At 72.2% G+C, this 21,258-nt stretch carries 17 protein-coding genes; 10 read left to right on the forward strand and 7 right to left on the reverse strand.

Annotation, left to right across the window (positions count from 1 at the left end; all coding sequences use genetic code 11):
* Nucleotides 1-101 precede the first annotated feature (101 nt).
* Nucleotides 102-542 (forward strand): Lrp/AsnC family transcriptional regulator, encoded by a 441-nt coding sequence (locus PV419_RS27265; RefSeq protein ID WP_319693439.1) that lies wholly within the window; start codon nt 102-104, stop codon nt 540-542.
* Between the two features lie 44 nt (nt 543-586).
* On the opposite strand, the gene PV419_RS27270 is transcribed toward PV419_RS27265, so the two are convergent.
* Nucleotides 587-1,297, reverse strand: a complete 711-nt coding sequence (locus PV419_RS27270) for a ribonuclease H (RefSeq protein WP_319693440.1) — start codon at nt 1,295-1,297, stop codon at nt 587-589.
* Nucleotides 1,298-1,355: 58 nt separating this feature from the next.
* A complete protein-coding gene (locus tag PV419_RS27275; protein WP_319693441.1) occupies nt 1,356-2,588 on the reverse strand; it encodes a serpin family protein in 1,233 nt (410 codons plus the stop codon).
* 227 nt (nt 2,589-2,815) lie between these two features.
* Between PV419_RS27275 and tal the strand changes: the two genes are divergently transcribed.
* Genes tal through gnd form a run of 5 tightly spaced genes read left to right on the forward strand, consistent with a single transcriptional unit; the run spans nt 2,816 to nt 8,993 of the window.
* Nucleotides 2,816-3,934 (forward strand): transaldolase, encoded by a 1,119-nt coding sequence (gene tal / locus PV419_RS27280; protein ID WP_319693442.1) that lies wholly within the window; start codon nt 2,816-2,818, stop codon nt 3,932-3,934.
* Nucleotides 3,935-3,940: 6 nt separating this feature from the next.
* Complete coding sequence (zwf, locus tag PV419_RS27285; RefSeq protein ID WP_319693444.1) at nt 3,941-5,482, forward strand: glucose-6-phosphate dehydrogenase; 1,542 nt, start codon at nt 3,941-3,943, stop codon at nt 5,480-5,482.
* Nucleotides 5,479-6,450 (forward strand): glucose-6-phosphate dehydrogenase assembly protein OpcA, encoded by a 972-nt coding sequence (opcA, locus tag PV419_RS27290; RefSeq protein WP_319693445.1) that lies wholly within the window; start codon nt 5,479-5,481, stop codon nt 6,448-6,450. Before zwf ends, opcA begins: the two co-directional genes overlap by 4 nt.
* Complete coding sequence (gene pgi, locus PV419_RS27295) at nt 6,443-8,110, forward strand: glucose-6-phosphate isomerase (RefSeq protein WP_319693446.1); 1,668 nt, start codon at nt 6,443-6,445, stop codon at nt 8,108-8,110. Before opcA ends, pgi begins: the two co-directional genes overlap by 8 nt.
* A 1-nt stretch (nt 8,111) precedes the next feature.
* Nucleotides 8,112-8,993, forward strand: coding sequence for a phosphogluconate dehydrogenase (NAD(+)-dependent, decarboxylating) (gnd, locus tag PV419_RS27300; protein ID WP_319693448.1), 882 nt, complete (start codon nt 8,112-8,114; stop codon nt 8,991-8,993).
* Between the two features lie 54 nt (nt 8,994-9,047).
* Here gnd and PV419_RS27305 read toward each other — a convergent pair whose 3' ends face one another.
* From PV419_RS27305 to PV419_RS27325, 5 genes are all read right to left on the reverse strand, one after another.
* A complete protein-coding gene (locus tag PV419_RS27305; protein WP_319693450.1) occupies nt 9,048-10,376 on the reverse strand; it encodes an enolase C-terminal domain-like protein in 1,329 nt (442 codons plus the stop codon).
* A gap of 129 nt (nt 10,377-10,505) precedes the next feature.
* Nucleotides 10,506-11,726, reverse strand: a complete 1,221-nt coding sequence (locus PV419_RS27310) for a cytochrome P450 (protein WP_319693452.1) — start codon at nt 11,724-11,726, stop codon at nt 10,506-10,508.
* Nucleotides 11,727-11,742: 16 nt separating this feature from the next.
* Nucleotides 11,743-12,627, reverse strand: a complete 885-nt coding sequence (locus tag PV419_RS27315; RefSeq protein ID WP_319693454.1) for an alpha/beta hydrolase — start codon at nt 12,625-12,627, stop codon at nt 11,743-11,745.
* Nucleotides 12,628-12,636: 9 nt separating this feature from the next.
* Nucleotides 12,637-13,632: a 3-oxoacyl-ACP synthase III family protein gene (locus PV419_RS27320; protein ID WP_319693455.1), complete on the reverse strand. Its 996-nt coding sequence runs from the start codon at nt 13,630-13,632 to the stop codon at nt 12,637-12,639.
* A gap of 187 nt (nt 13,633-13,819) precedes the next feature.
* The gene (locus PV419_RS27325) at nt 13,820-17,170 is read right to left on the reverse strand and encodes an AfsR/SARP family transcriptional regulator (protein ID WP_319693457.1); all 3,351 of its coding nucleotides are present in this window, start codon (nt 17,168-17,170) and stop codon (nt 13,820-13,822) included.
* Between the two features lie 215 nt (nt 17,171-17,385).
* Between PV419_RS27325 and PV419_RS27330 the strand changes: the two genes are divergently transcribed.
* The 4 genes from PV419_RS27330 to PV419_RS27345 all read left to right on the forward strand — a co-directional run bounded on the left by PV419_RS27330 (nt 17,386) and on the right by PV419_RS27345 (nt 21,257).
* The gene (locus PV419_RS27330; protein WP_319693459.1) at nt 17,386-18,381 is read left to right on the forward strand and encodes a TauD/TfdA family dioxygenase; all 996 of its coding nucleotides are present in this window, start codon (nt 17,386-17,388) and stop codon (nt 18,379-18,381) included.
* Between the two features lie 166 nt (nt 18,382-18,547).
* Complete coding sequence (locus tag PV419_RS27335) at nt 18,548-20,086, forward strand: AlkA N-terminal domain-containing protein (RefSeq protein ID WP_319693461.1); 1,539 nt, start codon at nt 18,548-18,550, stop codon at nt 20,084-20,086.
* Nucleotides 20,083-20,577: a methylated-DNA--[protein]-cysteine S-methyltransferase gene (locus tag PV419_RS27340; protein ID WP_319693463.1), complete on the forward strand. Its 495-nt coding sequence runs from the start codon at nt 20,083-20,085 to the stop codon at nt 20,575-20,577. The genes PV419_RS27335 and PV419_RS27340 overlap by 4 nt, the downstream gene beginning before the upstream one ends.
* Nucleotides 20,574-21,257 carry an alpha-ketoglutarate-dependent dioxygenase AlkB gene (locus tag PV419_RS27345; RefSeq protein ID WP_319693464.1) on the forward strand — a complete coding sequence of 228 codons (684 nt, stop codon included), beginning with the start codon at nt 20,574-20,576 and terminating at the stop codon, nt 21,255-21,257. The genes PV419_RS27340 and PV419_RS27345 overlap by 4 nt, the downstream gene beginning before the upstream one ends.
* Nucleotide 21,258 lies beyond the last annotated feature (1 nt).

Here is a 21,258-nt window from a genome sequence, read left to right on the forward strand (position 1 = left end):
AGTCGGGTGGAAGACGCAAAGTATTTCCACACGCACGCTGTTCGGATGGTTTTGCTTGCGTGTGGCGGGATGCTTTATCGAGCCGGAGCAGGGGCCTGGGAATGACCGAGATCGACGACGTGGACCGCCAGTTGCTGCGGATGCTGCGCGAGGACGGGCGGCGCACCTTCTCCGAGATGGCGCCCGAGGTCGGGCTGTCCGTGGCCGCGGTCAAGCGCCGGGTGGACCGGCTGCGGGAGAGCGGTGTGATCACGGGCTTCACGGTGCAGGTCGATCACACCAAGCTGGGCTGGGGCATCGAGGCCTTCGTGGAGCTGTCGTACACGGGCACCACCCCCGTCAGGGAGATCGTCCGCACGGCGTACAAGGTGCCCGAGGTCCAGGCGGTCTTCACGATCGCGGGCGATCCCGACGCGCTGGTGCATGTCCGTGTGCGGGACATCGAGCATCTGCAGCAGGTCATCGACGGGCTGCGGCGCGCGGGGCAGGTCACCGGCACCAAGACGCTCATGGTGCTGGGCTCCTGGACGAGAAACGCCTGAGGAGTCGGAACCGGCCCCGCGGGCGCGGGGTGCCCGGCCGCCGGTCAGTTCGCGGCGGCGATGGCGCAGGCGGGGTGGCCCCAGCCGTCGGGGTTCTTCTTGATGGTCTCCCCCTTCGCGTACGGCGCTCCGCAGCGGCAGCGGCCGGGGAACTTCGCCGTGATGGAGCCACCCGAGCGGGCGGCACCGCTCCCCCGCCGCGCCGCGGACCCCGTCCCCTGCTTGGTTGCTTTGGTCCCCTGCTTGCCACCGTGTCCGGCCGGGGCCTGGGGCGGGGGCAGGGCCGAGCCGAGGGAGCTGCCGATGGCCTGCTGGGTGCGGGCCGTGTCGCTGGCCGCCTGGTCCGCGGCCGCGTTGAACGGGTCGCCGCCCACCTGGTGGGCCGCCACGTGGACGAACTCCACGTCCCGGCCGCCCAGCAGCTCGTCGATGCGCACCACGAGATCGCGGTTGGCCACCGGGGTGCCCGAGGCGGTCTTCCAGCCCTTCCTGCGCCATCCCGGCAGCCAGGTGGTGACCGCCTTCATCGCGTACTGCGAGTCCATCCGCACCTCCAGCGGCACGGCCGGGTCGGTGGCCTCCAACAGGCGCATGAGCGCGGTCAGTTCGGCCACGTTGTTGGTGGCGGTGCCCAGCGGGCCGGCCTCCCACCGCGCCACCGCGCCGTCGGCGCCCGCGATGACCCATGCCCAGGCAGCGGGCCCGGGGTTCCCCTTCGACGCCCCGTCGCACGCGGCAATGATCCGTGTCGTCATCCCCCGATACTGCCATCCCGCAGGCCTCGTCCCGCACCTCGCGCACCCCCGCGGGCACTCAGTGGCTGATGTGCATCCCCGGCAGGAGCCGTTCCCGGTATTCCTCCGGTTCGCTGACCCAGCCGGCCATGAGCACCAGGCCGGAGGCCCGGTGCACCGCGAGGAAGCCGAAGGGCCGGTCGAAGCGGGCGTGGACCAGCTTCGCCCGGTGTGGGGGCGTCGGCGGGACGCCGCCGGGCGCCGCGGCCAGCGCGGTCACCGCGGCGGCCCGGAACCCGAGGGCGCCGAAGGTCGCCGTCGCGCTCTGCCGCGCCGCCGAGATCGCCAGCGGCGCGTCGCTGATCCCCGGGAAGTGGCCGCGCGAGGCGTTCCGCGCGGAGCGGAGCCCGAACAGCGGCGCGTGGTCGAGCAGATCGTGGTCGCCGTCCACGGTGAAGGGCACCGCGGCGACGCGCAGCACGGGCGTCCCGGCCCAGCTCGCCACGGTCTCGACGGTCAGGCCGGGGCCCGGGACGCCGGTCGGGAGCGCCTCGCCAGCCGTCGTCGGGTACGCCCCGCCGAGCGCCGCCACGCCGGCCCGCAGCACCTGCCCGCCCGGGGCTCCCTCCGCGTCGAGGAGCAGGTGTACGTCGAGCCCGCTGTCCCCCTCGACGCGCAACACGGTCAGTGGGCCGTCGGGGGTGTGCGCGACGCCGATCTCGTCCGACAGCGGGCCGGTGCGGTGCAGGCCGGCCAGCGTGCGCCCGGCCCACGGGCCGTGGCGCGGGGCCGTCACGGAGGGGTCGAACGGCTGCCGCCAGGTGGTCCGTACGACCAGCGCCGTGGCCAGCACCAGCAGCGTGTCCGGGTCGACCACGGGAGGCATCTTCTCGATCAGGCCGTCGGTGTGACGCGCCGCCCAGGCGTTCATCCGCTCGAGGTCGGCGTCCACATCGCCGGTGAGGGTGCCGTGTGTCTCCAGGGGCAGCCGGCTCAGCCACTCGGGGCGCAGCGGCAGCTCCTCACGTGTCCACAGCCCGAGGGCCGTGTCGACACCCGGCAACTCGCCCAGTGCGGTGAGCAGGTACCGGCCATGGGCGAGCGCGGTTTCCGCGCCGATCCCCAAAGCCTCCTCCAGCTCGCGCCGGGCCGGGCCGTCGGCGGCGTCGGCGAGCAGGGCCAGGGCCGGCCAGACGCCGGCCGCGGTGAGGACCGTGCCCCCCTGGTGCACGGCTTCCCGCGTCCAGTTCGCCGTCATCGCGTTGACGGCCCGCGCCGCCGTGGCACCCTCGGTGACCATGTTCTCCCCCATGTCCTGCGGAGCGGCGGCCCGCCACCGCCTTGCGGGATCAGCTTAACGATCTCCGGTCGGGGCGAGGATGGCGTCGAACGCCGAAACCGGCTTCGACGCATCGCGTGCGCCAGATCACACGGGCCCCCGGAATAGGGGCGGAGGATCTCATGTTCTGCTTGATTGTTTCGTAGCTAAACATAAAAGGATCGGGCCCACATGACGCGATCCATCAGGGAAGCAGAACGATGACTGACGCACTCAAGCGCCTGGCCGACGAAGGCGTCGCGATCTGGCTCGACGACCTGTCGCGCAAGCGCATTGTCTCCGGCAACCTGGCCGAGCTGATCGACGGAAGCCATGTGGTCGGGGTCACCACCAACCCGTCGATCTTCCAGAAGGCGATCTCGGAGGGCGACGGCTACGAGGACCAGCTCCGCGACCTGGCCACCCGCGAGGTGACCGTGGACGAGGCCATCCGCATGGTCACCACCGCCGATGTGCGGGACGCCGCGGACATCCTGCGCCCGGTGTTCGCGTCCACCGGCGGCCGGGACGGCCGGGTCTCCATCGAGGTCGACCCGCGGCTCGCCCACCGCACCGCCGCCACCGTCGCCGAGGCCAGGCAGCTCGCCTGGCTCGTCGACCGCCCCAACACCCTCATCAAGATCCCGGCCACCGAGGCCGGGCTCCCCGCGATCACCGAGGTCATCGGCGCGGGCATCAGCGTGAACGTCACGCTGATCTTCTCGCTCGACCGGTACAAGGCCGTGATCGACGCCTATCTGGCCGGTCTGGAGCAGGCCCGGGCGGCGGGTCTGGATCTGTCGGAGATCCACTCGGTGGCGTCCTTCTTCGTCTCCCGCGTGGACACCGAGATCGACAAGCGTCTCGACAAGCTCGGCACCGACGCCGCCAAGGCCCTCAAGGGCCGGGCCGCCCTCGCCAACGCCCGCCTCGCCTACCAGGCGTACGAGGAGGCCTTCGCCGGCGAGCGGTGGCGAGCCCTGGGGGAGGCGGGCGCCAACCGGCAGCGTCCGCTGTGGGCCTCGACCGGCGTCAAGGACCCCGCTCTCCCCGACACCCTCTACGTCACCGAGCTGGTCGCCCCCGACACGGTCAACACCATGCCCGAGGCCACCCTGGCGGCCACCGGCGACCACGGTGAGATCACCGGCGACACCGTCCGCGGCACCTACAAGGACGCCAGGGCCGTCCTCGACGCGCTGGCCGCGCTGGGCGTCCCGTACGACGAGGTGGTCCAGCTGCTGGAGGACGAGGGCGTCGAGAAGTTCGAGCAGGCCTGGCTGGACCTGCTCACCTCCACCGAAGCCGAGCTCCGGCGCCTGGCGCCCAAGGAGGCCTGAACAACCATGTCGGCAACCACAGCCGGCCAGTGGGCCAACCCGCTGCTCGACCCGTCGGACCGCCGCCTGCCGCGCATCGCGGGCCCGTCCGGCCTGGTCATCTTCGGCGTCACCGGCGACCTGTCGCGCAAGAAGCTGATGCCCGCCGTCTACGACCTGGCCAACCGCGGTCTGCTGCCCCCGGGCTTCTCGCTGGTGGGCTTCGCCCGCCGCGACTGGGAACACCAGGACTTCGCCCAGGTCGTACATGACGCGGTCAAGGAACACGCCCGCACCCCGTTCCGCGAGGAGGTCTGGCGGCAGCTCGCCGAGGGCATGCGCTTCGTCCCCGGTGAGTTCGACGACGACAAGGCGTTCAAGCAGCTCCGTGAGACCGTCGACGAGCTCGACGCGGCGCGCGGCACCAGCGGCAACTTCGCCTTCTACCTCTCCGTACCACCGAAGTCCTTCCCCACCGTCGTGCGGCAGCTCAAGCGGCACGGGCTGTCCGACGCGCCCGAGGGGTCCTGGCGGCGCGCGGTCATCGAGAAGCCCTTCGGCCACGACCTGGCCTCCGCCGAGGAGCTGAACCAGGTCGTCCACGAGGTGTTCGCGTCCGACCAGGTCTTCCGCATCGACCACTACCTGGGCAAGGAAACCGTCCAGAACATCCTGGCGCTGCGCTTCGCCAACCAGATGTTCGAGCCGATCTGGAACCGGTCCTACGTCGACCATGTACAGATCACCATGGCCGAGGACATCGGCATCGGCGGGCGCGCCGGCTACTACGACGGCATCGGCGCGGCCCGGGACGTCATCCAGAACCACCTCCTCCAACTCCTCGCGCTGACCGCGATGGAGGAGCCGGCGGGATTCGACGCCGAGTCGCTGGTGGCCGAGAAGCTGAAGGTCCTGGGGGCGGTCAAGCTCCCCGCCGACCTCGGTGCGCACTCGGTGCGCGGCCAGTACGCGGCCGGCTGGCAGGGCGGCGAGCTGGTGCGGGGGTACCTGGAGGAAGAGGGCATCGCCTCGGCCTCCAAGACCGACACGTATGCGGCCGTCAAGCTGGAGGTCGACAACCGCCGCTGGGCCGGTGTGCCCTTCTATCTGCGGACCGGCAAGCGGCTCGGGCGGCGGGTCACCGAGATCGCGGTGATCTTCCAGCGCGCTCCGCACTCCCCCTTCGACGCCACCGACACCCAGGAGTTGGGGCAGAACGCGCTGGTCATCCGGGTGCAGCCGGACGAGGGCATCACGGTCCGGTTCGGCTCCAAGGTGCCCGGCACCTCCATGGAGATCCGGGATGTGACGATGGACTTCGCCTACGGGGAGTCGTTCACCGAGGAGAGCCCGGAGGCGTACGAGCGGCTGATCCTCGACGTCCTGCTCGGCGACGCCAACCTCTTCCCGCGCACGGAGGAGGTCGAGGAGTCCTGGAAGATTCTCGATCCCGTGGAGGGGTACTGGGACACCCACGGCCGGCCCGAGCAGTACACCGCCGGGACCTGGGGCCCGAAGGCCGCGGACGACATGCTCGCACGAGACGGACGGAACTGGCGCCGGCCATGAACATCGATCTGACCCACACCACATCCAGCAAGATCAACGCGGCGCTGGTGGAGGCCCGCCGGGCGGCGGGCAGCCCTGCCGTCGGCATGGTGCTCACCTTGGTCGTCGTCACCGACGAGGGCAACCACTACGACGCGCTCAAGGCCGCCGCCGACGCCTCCCGGGAACACCCCTCGCGCATCCTGGCGGTCATCAAGCGGCCCGGCCGCTCCCCGCGCGACCGCCGCACCGCCCGCCTCGACGCCGAGGTGCGCGTCGGCGGCGATGCCGGGGGCGGGGAGACCGTCGTTTTGCGGCTGTATGGCGAACTCGCGGACTACGCGGACTCGGTGGTGCTGCCGCTCCTGCTGCCCGACGCCCCGGTCGTGGTCTGGTGGCCCGTCGACGCCCCGGCCCGGCCCGCGCAGGACCCGCTGGGCGCGCTCGCGCAGCGGCGGATCACCGACGCGTACGCCGTCGAACAGCCGCTGGAGCAGCTGGCCGCCCGCGCCGCCTCGTACGCGCCCGGCGACACCGACCTGGCCTGGACCCGGCTCACCCCGTGGCGAGCCATGCTCGCGGCCGCGCTGGACCAGGCCCGTACGGAGGTCACCTCGGCGGTGGTGGAGAGCGAGGCGGACAATCCGAGCGCCGAGCTGCTGGCGCGCTGGTTCGCCCACCGGCTGAAGGTGCCGGTGGAGCAGATCGTCACCGACGGCCCGGTGGTCACGGCGGTCCGGCTGCGCACCGCCGCCGGGGACATCCACATCGACCGCCCGGACGGCCCGGTGGCCACCCTGTCCATTCCGGGCCAGCCCGACCGCACCCTCGCGCTGAAGGTGCGCAGCACCGCCGAGCTGATCGCCGAGGAGCTGCGCAGGCTCGACCCCGACGAGGCGTACGCCGCCGCCCTCCGCGCCCGGGTCACCGCCCCCGCGCCGGCTCCGGCTACCGCGGTCTCCGAGAAGAAGGAGCAGAAGGATGTCTGACCCCGCCCCCCTCGACCGGCTGCCCGAGTGGGCCGCGCTCGCGGGGCACCGCGAGGAGCTCACGGGGGTCCATCTGCGCGATCTGTTCGCCGCCGACGCCGGGCGCGCCGACCGCTATGTGGTGCGGGTCGGGGATCTGCGCATCGACTACTCCAAGAACCTGGTGACCGACGAGACGCTGCGGCTGCTGCGGGAGCTGGCGGAGGCGCGCGGCGTCGCGGAGCTGCGGGACGCGATGTTCCGCGGCGAGAAGATCAATGTCACCGAGAAGCGGGCGGTGCTGCACACCGCGCTGCGCGCTCCGCGTGACGCGGTGATCGAGGTCGACGGCGAGAACGTGGTCCCGGCCGTGCACGCGGTGCTGGACACGATGGCCTCCTTCGCGCGGCGGGTCCGCTCGGGTGAGTGGACCGGCGCCACCGGCAAGCGCATCCGGGCCGTCGTGAACATCGGAATCGGCGGCTCGGACCTGGGACCCGCGATGGCGTACGAGGCGCTGCGCCCGTACACCGCACGGGAGTTGGACGTCCGCTTCGTGTCCAATGTGGACGGCGCCGATCTGCATGAGGCCGTGCGGGACCTGGATCCGGCCGAGACGTTGTTCATCGTCGCGTCGAAGACCTTCACCACGATCGAGACCATTACCAACGCCACGTCCGCGCGCGGCTGGCTGCTGGCCAATCTCGGCGCCGACGCCGGCGAGGAGGCGGTGGCCAGGCACTTCGTGGCGCTGTCCACCAACGCGGAGAAGGTGGCGGAGTTCGGCATCGACCCCGCCAACATGTTCGAGTTCTGGGACTGGGTCGGCGGGCGCTACTCGTTCGACTCCGCCATCGGCCTGTCGCTGATGATCGCCATCGGCCCGGAGCGGTTCCGCGAGCTGCTCGACGGTTTCCATCTGGTCGACGAGCACTTCCGCACCGCCCCCGCGGAGGCCAACGCGCCGCTGCTGCTGGGGCTGCTGGGCGTGTGGTACGGCGCGTTCTTCGACGCCCAGTCGCATGCGGTGCTGCCGTACAGCCACTATCTGTCGAAGTTCACCGCGTATCTGCAGCAGCTGGACATGGAGTCCAACGGCAAGTCGGTGGACCGCGCGGGCAATCCGGTCAGCTGGCAGACCGGCCCGGTGGTGTGGGGCACCCCCGGCACCAACGGCCAGCACGCCTACTACCAGCTGCTGCACCAGGGCACGAAGGTCATCCCGGCCGATCTGATCGGCTTCGCCCGGCCGGTGGCCGAGCTCGGCCCCCAACTGGCCGCCCAGCACGACCTGCTGATGGCCAACCTCTTCGCCCAGGGCCAGGCGCTGGCGTTCGGCAAGACCGGTGAGGAAGTGCGCGCCGAGGGCATCGCCGAGGAGCAGGTCGCGCACCGCACCTTCCACGGCAACAAGCCCACCACCACGATCCTGGCCGCCGAGCTGACCCCCTCGGTGCTGGGCCAGCTGATCGCGCTGTACGAGCACAAGGTGTTCGTACAGGGCGCGATCTGGAACATCGACTCCTTCGACCAGTGGGGCGTGGAGCTCGGCAAGGTCCTGGCCAAGCGGGTCGAGCCCGCGCTCACCGAAGGTGCCGCCGTGCCCGGCCTGGACGCCTCCACCGCCGCCCTGGTCGCCGCCTACCGCTCGCTGCGCCACGAAGAGCAAAGGAACATCTGAGATGCAGCTTGGACTCATCGGCCTGGGCAAGATGGGCGGCAACATGCGTGAGCGCATCCGCCGCGCGGGCCACACCGTCATCGGCTACGACCGCGACCCCAACCTCTCCGACGTCGCCGACCTCGCCGAGCTCGTCGGCGCCCTCGAAGGGCCGCGCGTGGTGTGGGTCATGGTCCCCGCCGGCGGTCCCACCCAGGCCGTCATCGACGAACTCGCCGGCCTTCTCTCCCCGGGCGACATCGTGGTCGACGGCGGCAACTCCCGCTGGACCGACGACGAGAGCCACGCCGAACAGCTGGCCGCGCGCGGCATAGGCTTCGTCGACGCGGGGGTCTCCGGCGGCGTGTGGGGCCTGCGGAACGGCTACGCCCTGATGGTGGGCGGCGAGCCCGAGCACATCGCCGTCGTGCGGCCCGTCTTCGACGCGCTCAAGCCGGAGGGCGACTTCGGCTATGTCCACGCCGGGAAGGTCGGCGCCGGCCACTTCGCGAAGATGGTCCACAACGGCATCGAGTACGCGATGATGCAGGCCTACGCCGAGGGCTGGGAGCTGCTGGAGGCCGTGGACTCGGTCACCGACGTCCGCGAGGTCTTCCGGTCCTGGCGGGAGGGCACCGTGATCCGCTCCTGGCTGCTGGACCTCGCGGTCGACGCCCTGGACGACGACGAGCACCTGGAGAAGCTGCGGGGCTACGCGCAGGACTCCGGCGAGGGCCGCTGGACCGTCGAGGCGGCCATCGACAACGCCGTGCCGCTGCCCGCCATCACGGCCTCGCTCTTCGCCCGGTTCGCGTCCCGCCAGGACGACTCCCCGCAGATGAAGATGATCGCCGCACTGCGCAACCAGTTCGGCGGCCACGCGGTCGAGAACAGCCAGGGCTGAGCCAGGCCCGGTCCGCCACGGCGGGCCGGGCCGCTCGCTCGGAGACTGTACGGACTAGCGCACGAGGCAGGGGCGCTTGTTGTCGAACGTCCAGTCCGGGACGAGGTACCGCATCGCGACCGCGTCGTCCCGGGCCCCGAGCGCCTTCTCCTGGTAGAGCTGGTGGGCGGCGAGGAGCCGGTCCATGTCGAGCCGGATGCCGAGGCCCGGGAGGTCGGAGACGGCGACCCGGCCGTCGGCGATCCGGGGCGGCTCGACGGTGAGCCGCTCCAGCCCTTCCTGCCAGATCCAGTGCGTGTCCAAGGCGTTGTACTCACCCGGCGCGGCGGCGCCGCAGTGGGCGATCATCGCCAGGGAGATGTCGAAGTGGTTGTTCGAGTGGCATCCCCAGGTCAGCCCCATCTCATGACACAGCTGGGCGACCCGTACCGAGCCCTGCATGGTCCAGAAGTGCGGGTCGGCCAGCGGGATGGACACCGACTGCAGGGCCAGCGTGTGGGTCATCTGCCGCCAGTCGGTGGCGATCATGTTGGTCGCCGTGGGAAGGCCGGTGGCGCGGCGGAACTCCGCCAGGATCTCACGACCCGAGTAGCCCCCTTCGGCTCCGCACGGGTCCTCGGCGTAGGCGAGGGTGCCCAGCAGGGGCCGGCACAGCTCGACGGCTTCGCGCAGTGACCAGGCGCCGTTGGGGTCGAGGGTGATCCGGGCCTCGGGGAAGCGCTCCTTGAGCGCCCGGATGGCCTTGACCTCCTCATGGCCCTCCAGGACCCCGCCCTTGAGCTTGAAGTCGCGGAAGCCGTAGAGGTCGTAGGTGGCCTCGGCCTGGCGGACGATCGCCTCGGGGGTCAGCGCCTCCTCGTGCCGGATGCGGTACCACTCCGCGTCGGCGTCGGGTTCGCGGACGTACTCCAGGTCGGTGCGGTCGGGGTCGCCGACGTAGAACAGATAGCCGAGGACCCGGACGGAGTCACGCTGCTGCCCGTCGCCCAGGAGTGCCGCGACGGGGACGTCGAGGTGCTGTCCCAGCAGGTCGAGCAGTGCCGACTCGACCGCGGTGACGGCGTGGACGGTGGTGCGCAGATCGAAGGTCTGCAGGCCCCTTCCCCCCGAATCGCGGTCGGCGAAGCGGTTCGCGATCTCCCGCAGCACGCGCTTGTAGTCGCCCACGCGGGCGCCGACGACGAGGGAGGCGGCGTCCCGCAGCGTCTGTGTGATCTTCTCGCCGCCCGGTACCTCTCCCAGCCCCGTGCGTCCTTCGGAGTCTTCGAGGACGACCACGTTGCGGGTGAAGTAGGGGCCGTGCGCCCCGGAGAGGTTGAGCTCCATGCAGTCCCGGCCGGCGACCGGGTAGACGGAGAAGGCGGTGACGGTTGGCTGACTCATGGACGGGTTCCCTGCCTCCGAGATAGCTCCACGCATGCGCACTGCATCTACATATGAAGATGGAGGCTAGGCTGGTGAACGCCATGGGTCAATGGGTCCACGCTTATGGATCACGCTCGGCCGCACCCCTCACGGAGCGTGATCCTCACGAAGCGCGACGATCATGGCCCGGGGCCCGCGGAGGGTGATGTGCTCTTTGAAGCGGAGGGCGCCTTCCACCAGCCGCGCTCCGGGAAGCCGCGAGACCAGCGTCTCCAGAGCCGTGGTGGCTTCCAGCCGGGCCAGTGGCGCGCCCAGGCAGAAGTGCGGCCCCGCGCCGAAGGCCAGGTGGTGGTCGGCTCCCCGATGGATGTCGAAGCGGTCCGGGTCCGGGAAGACGTCCGGATCACGGCCCGCCGCCCCCAGCTGGAAGCACACCTCGCTCCCCGCGGGCAGGTCGACGTCACCGATGCGCATGGGTTCGAGGAGGAATCGGTTGGTGAGCTGTACCGGGGGGTCGTAGCGCAGGGTCTCCTCGACGGCCGCCGCGGCGAGGGCGGGGTCCGCCCGCACCTCGGCCATCTGCCCGGGGTTGCGCAGCAGGGCCAGATAGCAGTGGGCGATGAGACTCACGGTCGTCTCGTAGCCGGCCGTCAGGAGCAGTGTGCAGGTGGAAACCAGTTCGTCGGTGGTGAGCTGGTCGCCCTGGTGCTCCAGGTGTACGAGCTCGGAGAGCAGGCCCGGGCGCGGGGCGCGGCGGCACTCCTCGAACCAGGTGTGGAAGTAGCGGTGGAACTCGGTCGCGGTGGCCCGCACCAATTGGTCGTTCTCCAGGTCCGCGGACTGCTGGGGCGGCGGGTCGAAAGCCACCCGGGTCAGCCGGTCCACCCAGTCCTGGATCCTTTCACGGTCCTCGGCGGGCACACCCAGCAGTTCGCCGATGACGCGGGAGGGCAGCGGGTGGGCGAACTGCGAGATCAGGTCGAACCGGCTATGCCCGACGAGGTCCGAGGCCAGCTCCTCGGCGATCCGCCGGATCCGCGGTGCCATGCCGCTCACTGCCGTGCGGGTGAAGGCGCGGGACACCAGCCGGCGCAGCCGGGTGTGGTCGGGGGGATCCATCGACAGGAAGGACGGTACGACCGGACGGCGGCTGATGACGTCCGCTCCCCGGCTGATCCGGTCCGCGCTGAGCCGGGGGTCGTGCAGCAGCCTGGCACAGTCGCGGTGTCGTGCGACCACGACGCCCCGGCCGCCCGCAAAGAGGAACGGCGAGGCCTCCCGCACCCGGTGCAGCACCGGATACGGGTCCGGCCTGTTCGACGGGTGGTACAGCTCGTCGAGCAGGTCCGCGTCCGGTGTGCCCGGCATGGCCAAGTCACCTCTCTCAGGTATCCGGAAGGGCCGCCCGCCCACCGCCCACGCCGTCCAGCGAGGCGTAGAAGTCGCGGAGGGCGCTGTTCACCGGCTCCGGGGTGGCGTAGGGAAGGAAGTGTTCGCCGCCCGGGACGACCTCGAAGTCGCAGTGCGGGCCGATGAGCTGGGCCATACGGCGGGCCTGGTCGACGGTCAGCAGCCGGTCCCGGTCGCCGCAGAGGGCGAGGGTGCGTACGGCGATCTCGCCCTCGACGGGTCGGTGTTCGATGAGATTCGGCAGCACGCTGTGCTTGAACAGCCGCAGGAACCGGGGGATGGCTCGCGCTTCCCGGCGGACCCACCCCGCGGGGGTGCGCTCGCCGCTGAGGTAGTAGCCGAGCAGCAGATTCAGGATCAGCGGCGGGATGAGTCGTTCGCCGGGGTTGCGGTAGGCGACGTTGGCCAGATACCGCACCGGCGCGGGGAAGGTGTAGCGGTCGGCCAGGCCGATCAGGCACAGGGAACGGCAGCGGTCCGGGCGGGCCTTGGCCAAGCGGTAGGCCGCGGACCCGGTGTCGCTCCAGGCGTACACATGGGCGCTGTCGATCTCCAAGGCGTCCAGCACCAGCTGGACTTCCTCGGCCCGGTCGGCCACTGCCACCCGTGAGGTGCGGCTGAGCCTCGGCTCGTAGACGATGAACTCATGGTCGCACGAGAGGGCCTGAATCTGCCGCGCGTAGACGAAGTTGGTCTCGGCGACCATCGGGAGGCAGATGACCGGGGTCCCCGAGCCGATGCGGGCGCAGGGCACCTGGGAGCCGTCGGACAGGCGCAGCGGCCGCATCAGCCGCTTCAGGGCCTTCCGGTCGGACACCGCCTCCTGGCTGATGTCCGCCGCGCGGCGTGGCGTGGGCATGGCCGTCCCTCAGGTCTCGATGGCGGCGGCGCCGCAGGAGAAGCCGACGCCGAAGGTGGTGAGCAGGGCCTTGGTGCCGGGGGGCATTCTGCCTTCGTGCCGGGCCAGGGAGAGGTTGACCAGCAGGCTGGCCGGGCCCATGTTGCCCAGGTGGCTGACGGGTGTGGGGACGGCGGAGGCGGAAAAGCCCAGCTCGCGGGAGACCATCGTCAGCAGCCGGACGTTGGGCTGGTGGGCGAGCAGGAGATCGACGCCCTCCGGATGCCAGCCCGCCTCCTTCATGGTGGCGCGGATGAGTGCGGGCACGGTGCTCTTGCCGAACCGGGCCAGCGCCATGCCCTGCATGGTGTAGTAGCCGACCTCGAGTCTCACCGCGGAGTCCTCCGGGTGCTTGGCGTGGATCGGCGCCACGCCCAGCTCCCATTGCTCGGAGTGGGTTTCCCAGCGGATGGCGCGGATGGCCAGCGGCGTGCCCTGGGTCGGTTGCGCCGAGAGGATCGCGGCCCCGGCGCCGGCCCCGAACAGGCCTGCCGTGCCGAGGTCCTTGGGGTCGACGGCCCAGAGGAAGTCCGCGGCGGCCGACAGGATGACACGGCGGCAGCGGCCCATGGCGAGCAGGGTCTCGGCGACCTCGAGGGCGGCCACCGGCTCGGCGCAGGCGCCGTCGATGCCCAGCACTCGGACGCGTTTGAGGCCGAGGTGGCCGCTGAGGACGGCGCCCGCGGAGGGCGTCAGATGGGTGGGGCCGTTCTGGATGTGCAGGAGCACGGTTTCGTGCCCGAGGTCGTCCGGGCTCAGTCGCGCGTCCTTCAGGGCCGCGGTGACGGCCTCGCCGGCGAGGGTCACCACGGACTCGTGGGCGTCGGTGGCGCGTCTTTCCACGATCCCGGTGCGCCGCTGGAACCAGTCCTGCGGCAGTCCCAGAGACATGGCGACGTCGGCGTTGCGTATGACCCGCGAGCCGATGGCGTGTCCGGTCCCCGACAGCTCCAGTGGAGTATTCATCCCATGCCCCTCCGCGCGGATGGTCATGTGCACGCCAAACCTTCCCGCTCCTGGAAGGACCATGCGGCCTCAACGCATCTTTCACGCTCCCCGGTGACACTGGGAGCGGTCGCTCTCGGGGGGAACGACCACCCCGTGTCGACACGGGCTCCACGGGGGTGGGCCCGCGTCGGCGCGGACGCCGCCTTCATACGGCGCGCAGCCGCTCCCCCGGCGGTGCGCCGATGTCCTCGCAGGTGCGCGCAGCCTCCGCACGGCGCCGACGGGCCTCCTGTGACCGGCCCTCCGCGGCCAGTACATCGCCCAGAACCTGCAGGGCGCGGGACGCGCCGAGGCGGTATCCGATGTCCCGGTGGACCGCGAGGGCGCCTTCCGCGAGCCGTCGCGCCTCGGCGAGCGCGCCGCCTCCCAGGTGCAGGGCGCCGAGCACGGCGAGCGCCTCGCCCTCGTGGAGCCTGAAGCCGGACCCGGCGGCGATCCGGGCGGCCGCCTCGGCCTCGGCGCGGGCCTCGTCCTCACGCCCCAGCTCGCGGTGCGCGGCCGCCAGCCCCGTGTACGCCGCCGCCTGCTCCCGGCGGCAGCCGGTGCGCAGCGCCTCCTCCAGCGCGCCGCGGTGGTGGTCCTCCGCCGCCGGGAGGTCGCCGAGACGGCTCAAAACCGTGCCAAGGACGTTGCGTACCTCCGCCTCGAAGGTGCGGCGCTTGGTCCGCTGGATGATGTGCAGGGCCCGTTCCGCGTACTCCAGGGCCCGCTGATAGCCGCCGGTGTCGCGGCACAGAGCGGCGAACTCGGCCAGCGCCGTCTCCCGGGCGTAGGAGAACCGCGGCCAGGTGCCCGTGACGTCCACGGCCTCGGTCAGGTGCCGGCGGGCCTCACCGGCCCTTCCCCGGGCGCGGTGGACGAACCCGAGGCCGCGCAGCGCGAGGGTGGTGGCGAGGAAGCTGCCGGTTTCCCGGTCGACGAGGAGGGCCGCGGAGAACCGCTCCCGGGCCTCGTCGAACCGGCCCCGGTCGGCGTGCGCATATCCCAGGTAGGCCAGCGCGGACGCGGTGGGCCGCTTCTCCCCGCCTTCCATCACCCGCAGCGCACGGGTCAGGGAGTGCTCGCTGTGGTCGAGGCCGCCCAGCTCGCGCTGGGCGGCGCCGAGGATGACCAGGGCGGTGCAGCATTCGCTCGCGATCCCGCTCTCCGCGTAGCCGATCTCCTCGTACAGGGCCACGGCCGTCCCGGCGTGGTCGACCGCGTCCGCGAACTCGGCTTCCTCCCAGCAGAGATTGCCCAGGCTGTCGTGCATGGCCGCCTGGCCGTATGCGCTGCGGCCCTTCTCGGCGGCGCGGAGTCCCGCCCGCGCGGCCCGCGCCCAGTCCGGGCGCTCCCCGCTGAGCATCAGATGGCCGTGCAGGGCGTCGGCGATCTGCCAGGTGAAGGCGGACGGGCCGAACTCGGCGGCGTGGTCCATGGCGGACAGCAGATTGCTCCGCTCGGCGCTCAGCCATGTCATGGTCTCGTTCAGATCGGCGAACTCCACCGGGCGCACCACGGGGTCGCTCAGCTCGTCCCCGGCGGGGACGAAACCCGAGTAGAACTGCCCGAACAGCCGACGCCCCGCCCTGGCGGTGGTGGACAGATACCACACCAGCAGCCTGCGCAGGGCGGCCTCCCGCTCCTCGTCGCCGTCCTCCTGTTCGGCCCGGTCGCGGGCGTAGACCCGCAGCAGGTCGTGCTGGCGGTAGCGGCCCGGCTGGTGGGCCGAGACGAGGTGGCGCGCGGCCAGATGGTCCAGCAGCCGCTCGGCCTCCTTCTCCTCGGCGCCGATCAGCGCGCCGGCGGCCGCGGCGGTCACATCCGGGCCGGGAACCAGGCTCAGCAGACGGAACAGCCTGCGTTCGGCCGCGGGGAGCGCGGCGTACGACAGATCGAAGGCGCCCTGCACCGCCGGGCGCCGCTCCCCCGCGATGTTCAGCGCGGCCAGGCGGTTGCCCTCCCGCAACTCCCGCGTCAGGTCGGCGATCCGCCGGTGCCGGCTGCCGATGAGGTTGGCCGCGCAGACCCGCAGGGCCAGCGGCAGATACCCGCACAGCCCGACCAGCTCCGAGGCCGCCTCGGGCTCGGCCCGCACCCGCCCCTCCCCCACCGTGCGGGCCAGCAGGGTGATGGCCTCGTCCTCGCTGAAGACGTCGAGGTCGACGTGGAGGGCGTCGTGGAAGGCGGTCAGCCCCCGCAGGTCGTTGCGGCTGGTGACGACCACCAGGCAGGTCGGGGAGCCCGGCAGCAGCGGTCGCACCTGCTCCAGCTCGGCCGCGTTGTCCAACAGCACCAGCATGCGCTTGCCGGCCAGCAGCGAGCGGTACAGCGCGCCCTTCGCGTCGCAGTCCTCCGGGACGCGGACGGCGGCCACGCCCAGCGCCCGCAGGAAGTGACTCAGCGCCTCGTCGGCGGCGACCGGCGATCCGGAGGCGTAGCCGCGCAGGTTCACATAGAGCTGGCCGTCCGGGAACCGCCCGGCCACCCGGTGCATCCAGTGCACCGCCAGCGTGGTCTTGCCGACGCCCGCCGTGCCGGTGACCGATGAGATCACCAGGGTCTGGGCCGGATCCGGGTCCCCCGCGGGCAACGTCGCGTCCAGCAGCCGCAGATAGCCCGCGCGGCCGGTGAAGCTTGCCACGTCCGCGGGGATCTGCCGCGGCACGGGCATGGCCGCCGCGGGCTCCGCACGCCGCTCGATGCCCGGGTCGGCCAGCAGGACCCGCTGGTGCAGATCGCGCAGCGACCGCCCCGGCTCCACTCCCAGCTCCTCGTCGAGGATCCGGTAGATCTCGCGGTACGCGGCGAGCGCCTCGGCCTGTCTGCCCGACCGGTAGAGCGCGAGGATGAGCTGCGACCACAGCCTCTCCCGCATCCGGTGCTCACCGATCAGCACGGTGAGCTCACCGATCGCCTCGTCGTGCCGGCCCAGCGTCAGGAGCGCGTCGATCCGCTCCTCCCTGGCCGTCAGCCGCAGCTCCTCCAGGCGCGTGGCCTCGGGTCCGGCGAAGGCCTGCTCACTGACCTCGCCCAGCGCCGTGCCGTCCCACAGGGCGAGCGCCCGGTCCAGCTCCGCCAGGGCCCGGTGCGCATCGCCCTGGGCCATGGCGCGCCGCGCGTCCCGGGTGAGCTCGACGAACCGCGTCGCGTCGAGCTGGCCGTCACGCAGGCGTAACGCGTAGCTCGCCTCACTCCTGCCGCCCGCGCTGACCAGCACCTCGAAGCCGAGCCCCGCCCGCCGCGTCGGCTCGAGCAGCCGCCGCAGGTTCAGCACATGGGTGCGCAAGGTCGCGGCGGCACCGTCCGGCGCCTCGCCCGTCCACATCAGCTCGATGAGCCGGCTCTTGCTGACGGCCTGTCCGCCGGCCAGGACCAACGCGGCCAGCAGCACCCGCTGTTGCGGGCCGAGCCCGATCCTGCGCCCGTCGGCCTCCAGGGACACCGGGCCCAGAATGCGCACCCGCACCGCCCCGGCCGGCGCCGAGCACGCCCCTGCCCCAGCAGCCGCGTTCACCATTCCCCCTCTGCTCGCAGACCTGGTGCCCTATGAGCCGCCCCCCGCAAGCCGCCCTTGGTTCACGTTAGTTCAGGGGGCGACATCAGCGGTGCTGCCGCGCCCGGGCGGCCGTGGGGAAGCGGCGGCGGTCACGGGGGCGGCATCCTCAGAATCCGCTCAAATCTTCCACAGAAGACGAATACCGCGAGCGAGGTGTTCGTAGGGTCAAGATCATGACCAAAAGCCGTAGCCGTATCCAGCCCCTGCACATCCCGGACTCCGCCAAGGCCGCGGCGCAGGCCGCCCTGGGCGCGGTCACCGAACTCGGCGACGCCGTGCCCGACACCGGCCTCGACCTCTATCTGGAGTACGGCGCCAAGCAGCTGCGCAACCACCTGCCCGCGCAGATCCTGGACGCGCTCGCGCAGTGGCGGCACTCCCCCACCGCATGGCTCACCCTGGCCAATCTGCCCGGCCCCCACGAACCCGTGCCCACCCCCCGGGACGGGTTCTGCGACGAGTCGCTCCTGAGGACGCCCAACCTCGTGCACTTCGGCATCCTCCACCTGCTCGGGCTCGCGCCGATCGCCTACCCGTGGGAGAACGACGGCCGCCTGATCAGGAACGTGGCGCCGCGCGCGGCATCGGCCCGCACCCTCACCTCCTGGGGGTACGCACAGCCACTGGACTGGCACACCGACGACTCGGTGCTCGACCACCGGCCGGACGCGGACGCCGCCGAGGCCATCCCCCACTATCTGTCCTTCTACGGCATGCGCAACGACGAGCGGGTGCCCACGGACCTGCTGCCCGTCGACACCCTCCTCGAGGCGCTGCCGGCCCGGACGGCGGAGGCACTGCGGCGCCCCGACTTCACGGTGACCGCGCCCGAGTCGTACACCGCCGACGGCGATGGCAGGCCGCTGAGCCGGACCGGTATCCCCATGCTCTGGACCCTTCCGGACGGCAACGCCGCCCTGCGCTACGGCCCCGGCAGGCTCACCGGCCTCACCCCTGACGCGCGCGAGGCGCTGGCGGACCTCGAGCGCCACGCGGCCACCCTGCCGGGGACTCCGGTGCTGGTCGAGGCGGGCGGGTTCCACATCTTCGACAACCGCCGCGTGATGCACCGCCGGGTGCCCTTCCAGCCGCTCGCCGAGGGCCGGGCCCGCTGGCTGCGGCGCTGCTACGCCTACCGCCCCGCGACCCGGCCCGCGCCCGTCGACTGAGCGGTCACCCCGGTCAACCCGCGCGGCGGCGGGGTGCGGCGTCGGGCCGTACGGGGTCGAGGCATGACCTTGCCGTAAAAGACCGGTGACGGCCACGCGCGCCGTGAAGCGCCATGTCCGATTCCCGCCAGCACACCGCCCTGTCCTGCCGCACAGTGGAGGGGTGATGAGCGACGACAGCAAGTACGAGGCGGTGTGCAGCCGCGACGACCGCTTCGACGGCGAGTTCTTCCTCGCCGTCTCGACGACCGGCATCTACTGCCGGCCGAGCTGCCCCGCGAACACGCCCAAGCGCAAGAACGTCCGCTTCTTCCCGACCGCGGCCGCGGCCCAGGGCGCCGGCTTCCGGGCCTGCCGTCGCTGCCGCCCGGACGCGGTGCCCGGATCCGCGGAGTGGAACATCCGGGCCGATCTGGTCGGCCGGGCGATGCGGCTGATCGGGGACGGCGTCGTCGACCGCGAGGGGGTGGCCGGGCTCGCCGGGCGGCTGGGCTACAGCGCCCGGCAGGTACAGCGCCAGCTCAACGCCGAGCTGGGCGCGGGCCCTCTCGCCCTGGCGCGCGCCCAGCGCGGTCACACCGCGCGGATCCTGCTGCAGACCACCTCCATGCAGGCCGCCGAGATCGCCTTCGCGGCCGGATTCGCCAGCGTGCGGCAGTTCAACGACACCATCCGCGAGATCTACGCCGCCACACCCAGCGAGTTGCGCGCCGCCCGCCCCGGGCACGACGCGCGCGTCGGTCCGGTCGGCTCCGGGGACGGCGCGGCCGGGATACCGCTGCGGCTCGCCTTCCGTGGTCCGTACGCCTCCGCCGAGGTCTTCGACTACCTGGGCGCCCGCGCCCTCGCGGGCGTCGAGGAGATCACCGGCGAGCGCGGCGCCCGCCTCTACCGGGGGGCCCTGCGGCTGCCGAACGGCGCCGGGATCGCGGAGGTCGGCGAGGCGCCCGGCGCGGGCGGCTGGCTGGAGTGCCGACTGCACCTGGGCGATCTGCGCGATCTGACCACCGCCACCCAGCGGGTGCGCCGCCTGTTCGACCTGGACTCCGACCCGTACGCGGTCGGCGAGCGGCTGGGCGCGGACCCCGCGCTCGCCCCCCTGGTCGCCCTGCGGCCGGGGCTGCGCGCGCCCGGCGCGGCCGATCCGCACGAGCTGGCGGTCCGGGCGGTGCTGGGCCAGCAGGTCTCGGTGGCCGCGGGCCGCAGGCTCGGCGAGGCGCTCCTGGCGGCGTACGGCGAGCCGCTGCGGACGCCCAGCGGCGGGCTGACCCATCTCTTCCCGCGGGCGGAGCGGCTGGCCGAGGCGGCGCTGGGAGAGCTTGGAATGCCCGACGCGCGCCGTGACACCGTGCGCGCCGTCAGCGCGGCGCTCGCCGACGGCGCCGTCCGGCTCGACCCCGGCGCCGACCGGGACGAGGCCGAGAAGGCGCTGCTGGGCCTGCGCGGCGTCGGTCCCTGGACGTCCGGCTACATCCGCATGCGGGCGCTGGGAGACCCGGACGTGCTGCTGACCGCGGATGTGGCCGTACGGGCCGGGATGCGGCACACGGGCGCCGCGGCGGTCGACTCCGAGGCCTGGCGGCCCTGGCGCAGCTACGCCATGCACCACTTCTGGAACGTTGCCGCGGACCGTGAAGACTTCCACAGGCACGACAGGCACGAGACGCACGAGACGTACGAGGAACACGAAAGGAAAGACCGATGACGGTCTACACGACGGTCGACAGCCCGCTGGGCGAACTGCTGCTGGTGGGCGAGGAGTCGAAGACCGCCAAGGGCGGCACCGCACTCGCCTCTCTGTCCGTGCCCGGCCAGAAGGGCGGTGCCGTGGTCCAGGACGGCTGGCGGCCGTCCCCGCAGGCGTTCGGTGAGATCGTCTCTCAGCTGCGCACGTACTTCGACGGCGGGCTGACCCGGTTCGACATCGAGTATGTGACCCGCGGCAGCGCATTCCAGCAGCGGGTGTGGCAGGCCCTGGACACCATCCCGTACGGCTCCACGACCACCTACGGCAGGCTCGCCGAGCGGATCGGGGCCCCGCGCGCGGCGGTGCGCGCCCTGGGCTCGGCGCTCGGCGCGAACCCGCTGCTGGTGGTGCGCCCCTGCCACCGCGTGATCGGCGCGAACGGCTCGCTGACCGGCTACGCCGGCGGCCTGGAGCGCAAGCGGCAGCTGCTCGCCCACGAGGGCGCATGAGCGCACTGATCCCACGCCCCCGCAGGGAGGTCGCCCCGGGCGCGGTGCATGTGCCGGACTGGCTCACGCTCCAGCAGCAGCGCGAGCTCGTCGCGGCCTGCCGGGCCTGGGCGGGCGGGCCCGTCCCGATCCGGCACACCAGGCTGCCCAGCGGAGGCGTGATGTCCGTACAGACCGTGTGCGTCGGCTGGCACTGGCTGCCCTACCGGTACAGCCGTACGGCCGACGATGTGAACGGCGCCCGGGCCGCGGAATTCCCCAACTGGATGGTGGAGCTGGGCCGCCGAGCGCTGGCGGAGGCATACCGTGACGAGGGGGCCGGGATGGCCGACATGGCCGCGGCCGACTACACACCCGATACGGCGCTGATCAACTTCTACGACGGGGACGCCAAGCTGGGTATGCACCAGGACAAGGACGAGAAGTCCTCCGCCCCGGTCGTCTCGCTGAGCATCGGCGACACCTGCGTCTTCCGGGTCGGCAACACCGCGACCCGCACCAAGCCGTACACGGACATCGAGCTGGCGTCCGGCGACCTGTTCGTCTTCGGCGGCCCCTCGCGGTACGTGTACCACGGGGTGCCCAAGGTCCACGGGGGCACCGGCGACCCGGCCACCGGGCTGCGCGCGGGGCGGCTGAACATCACCATGCGGGTGACCGGGCTGCGGAACGCGTCGTGAC

The organism is Streptomyces sp. ME19-01-6 (genome assembly GCF_033793745.1).
Taxonomy (GTDB): Bacteria; Actinomycetota; Actinomycetes; order Streptomycetales; family Streptomycetaceae; genus Streptomyces.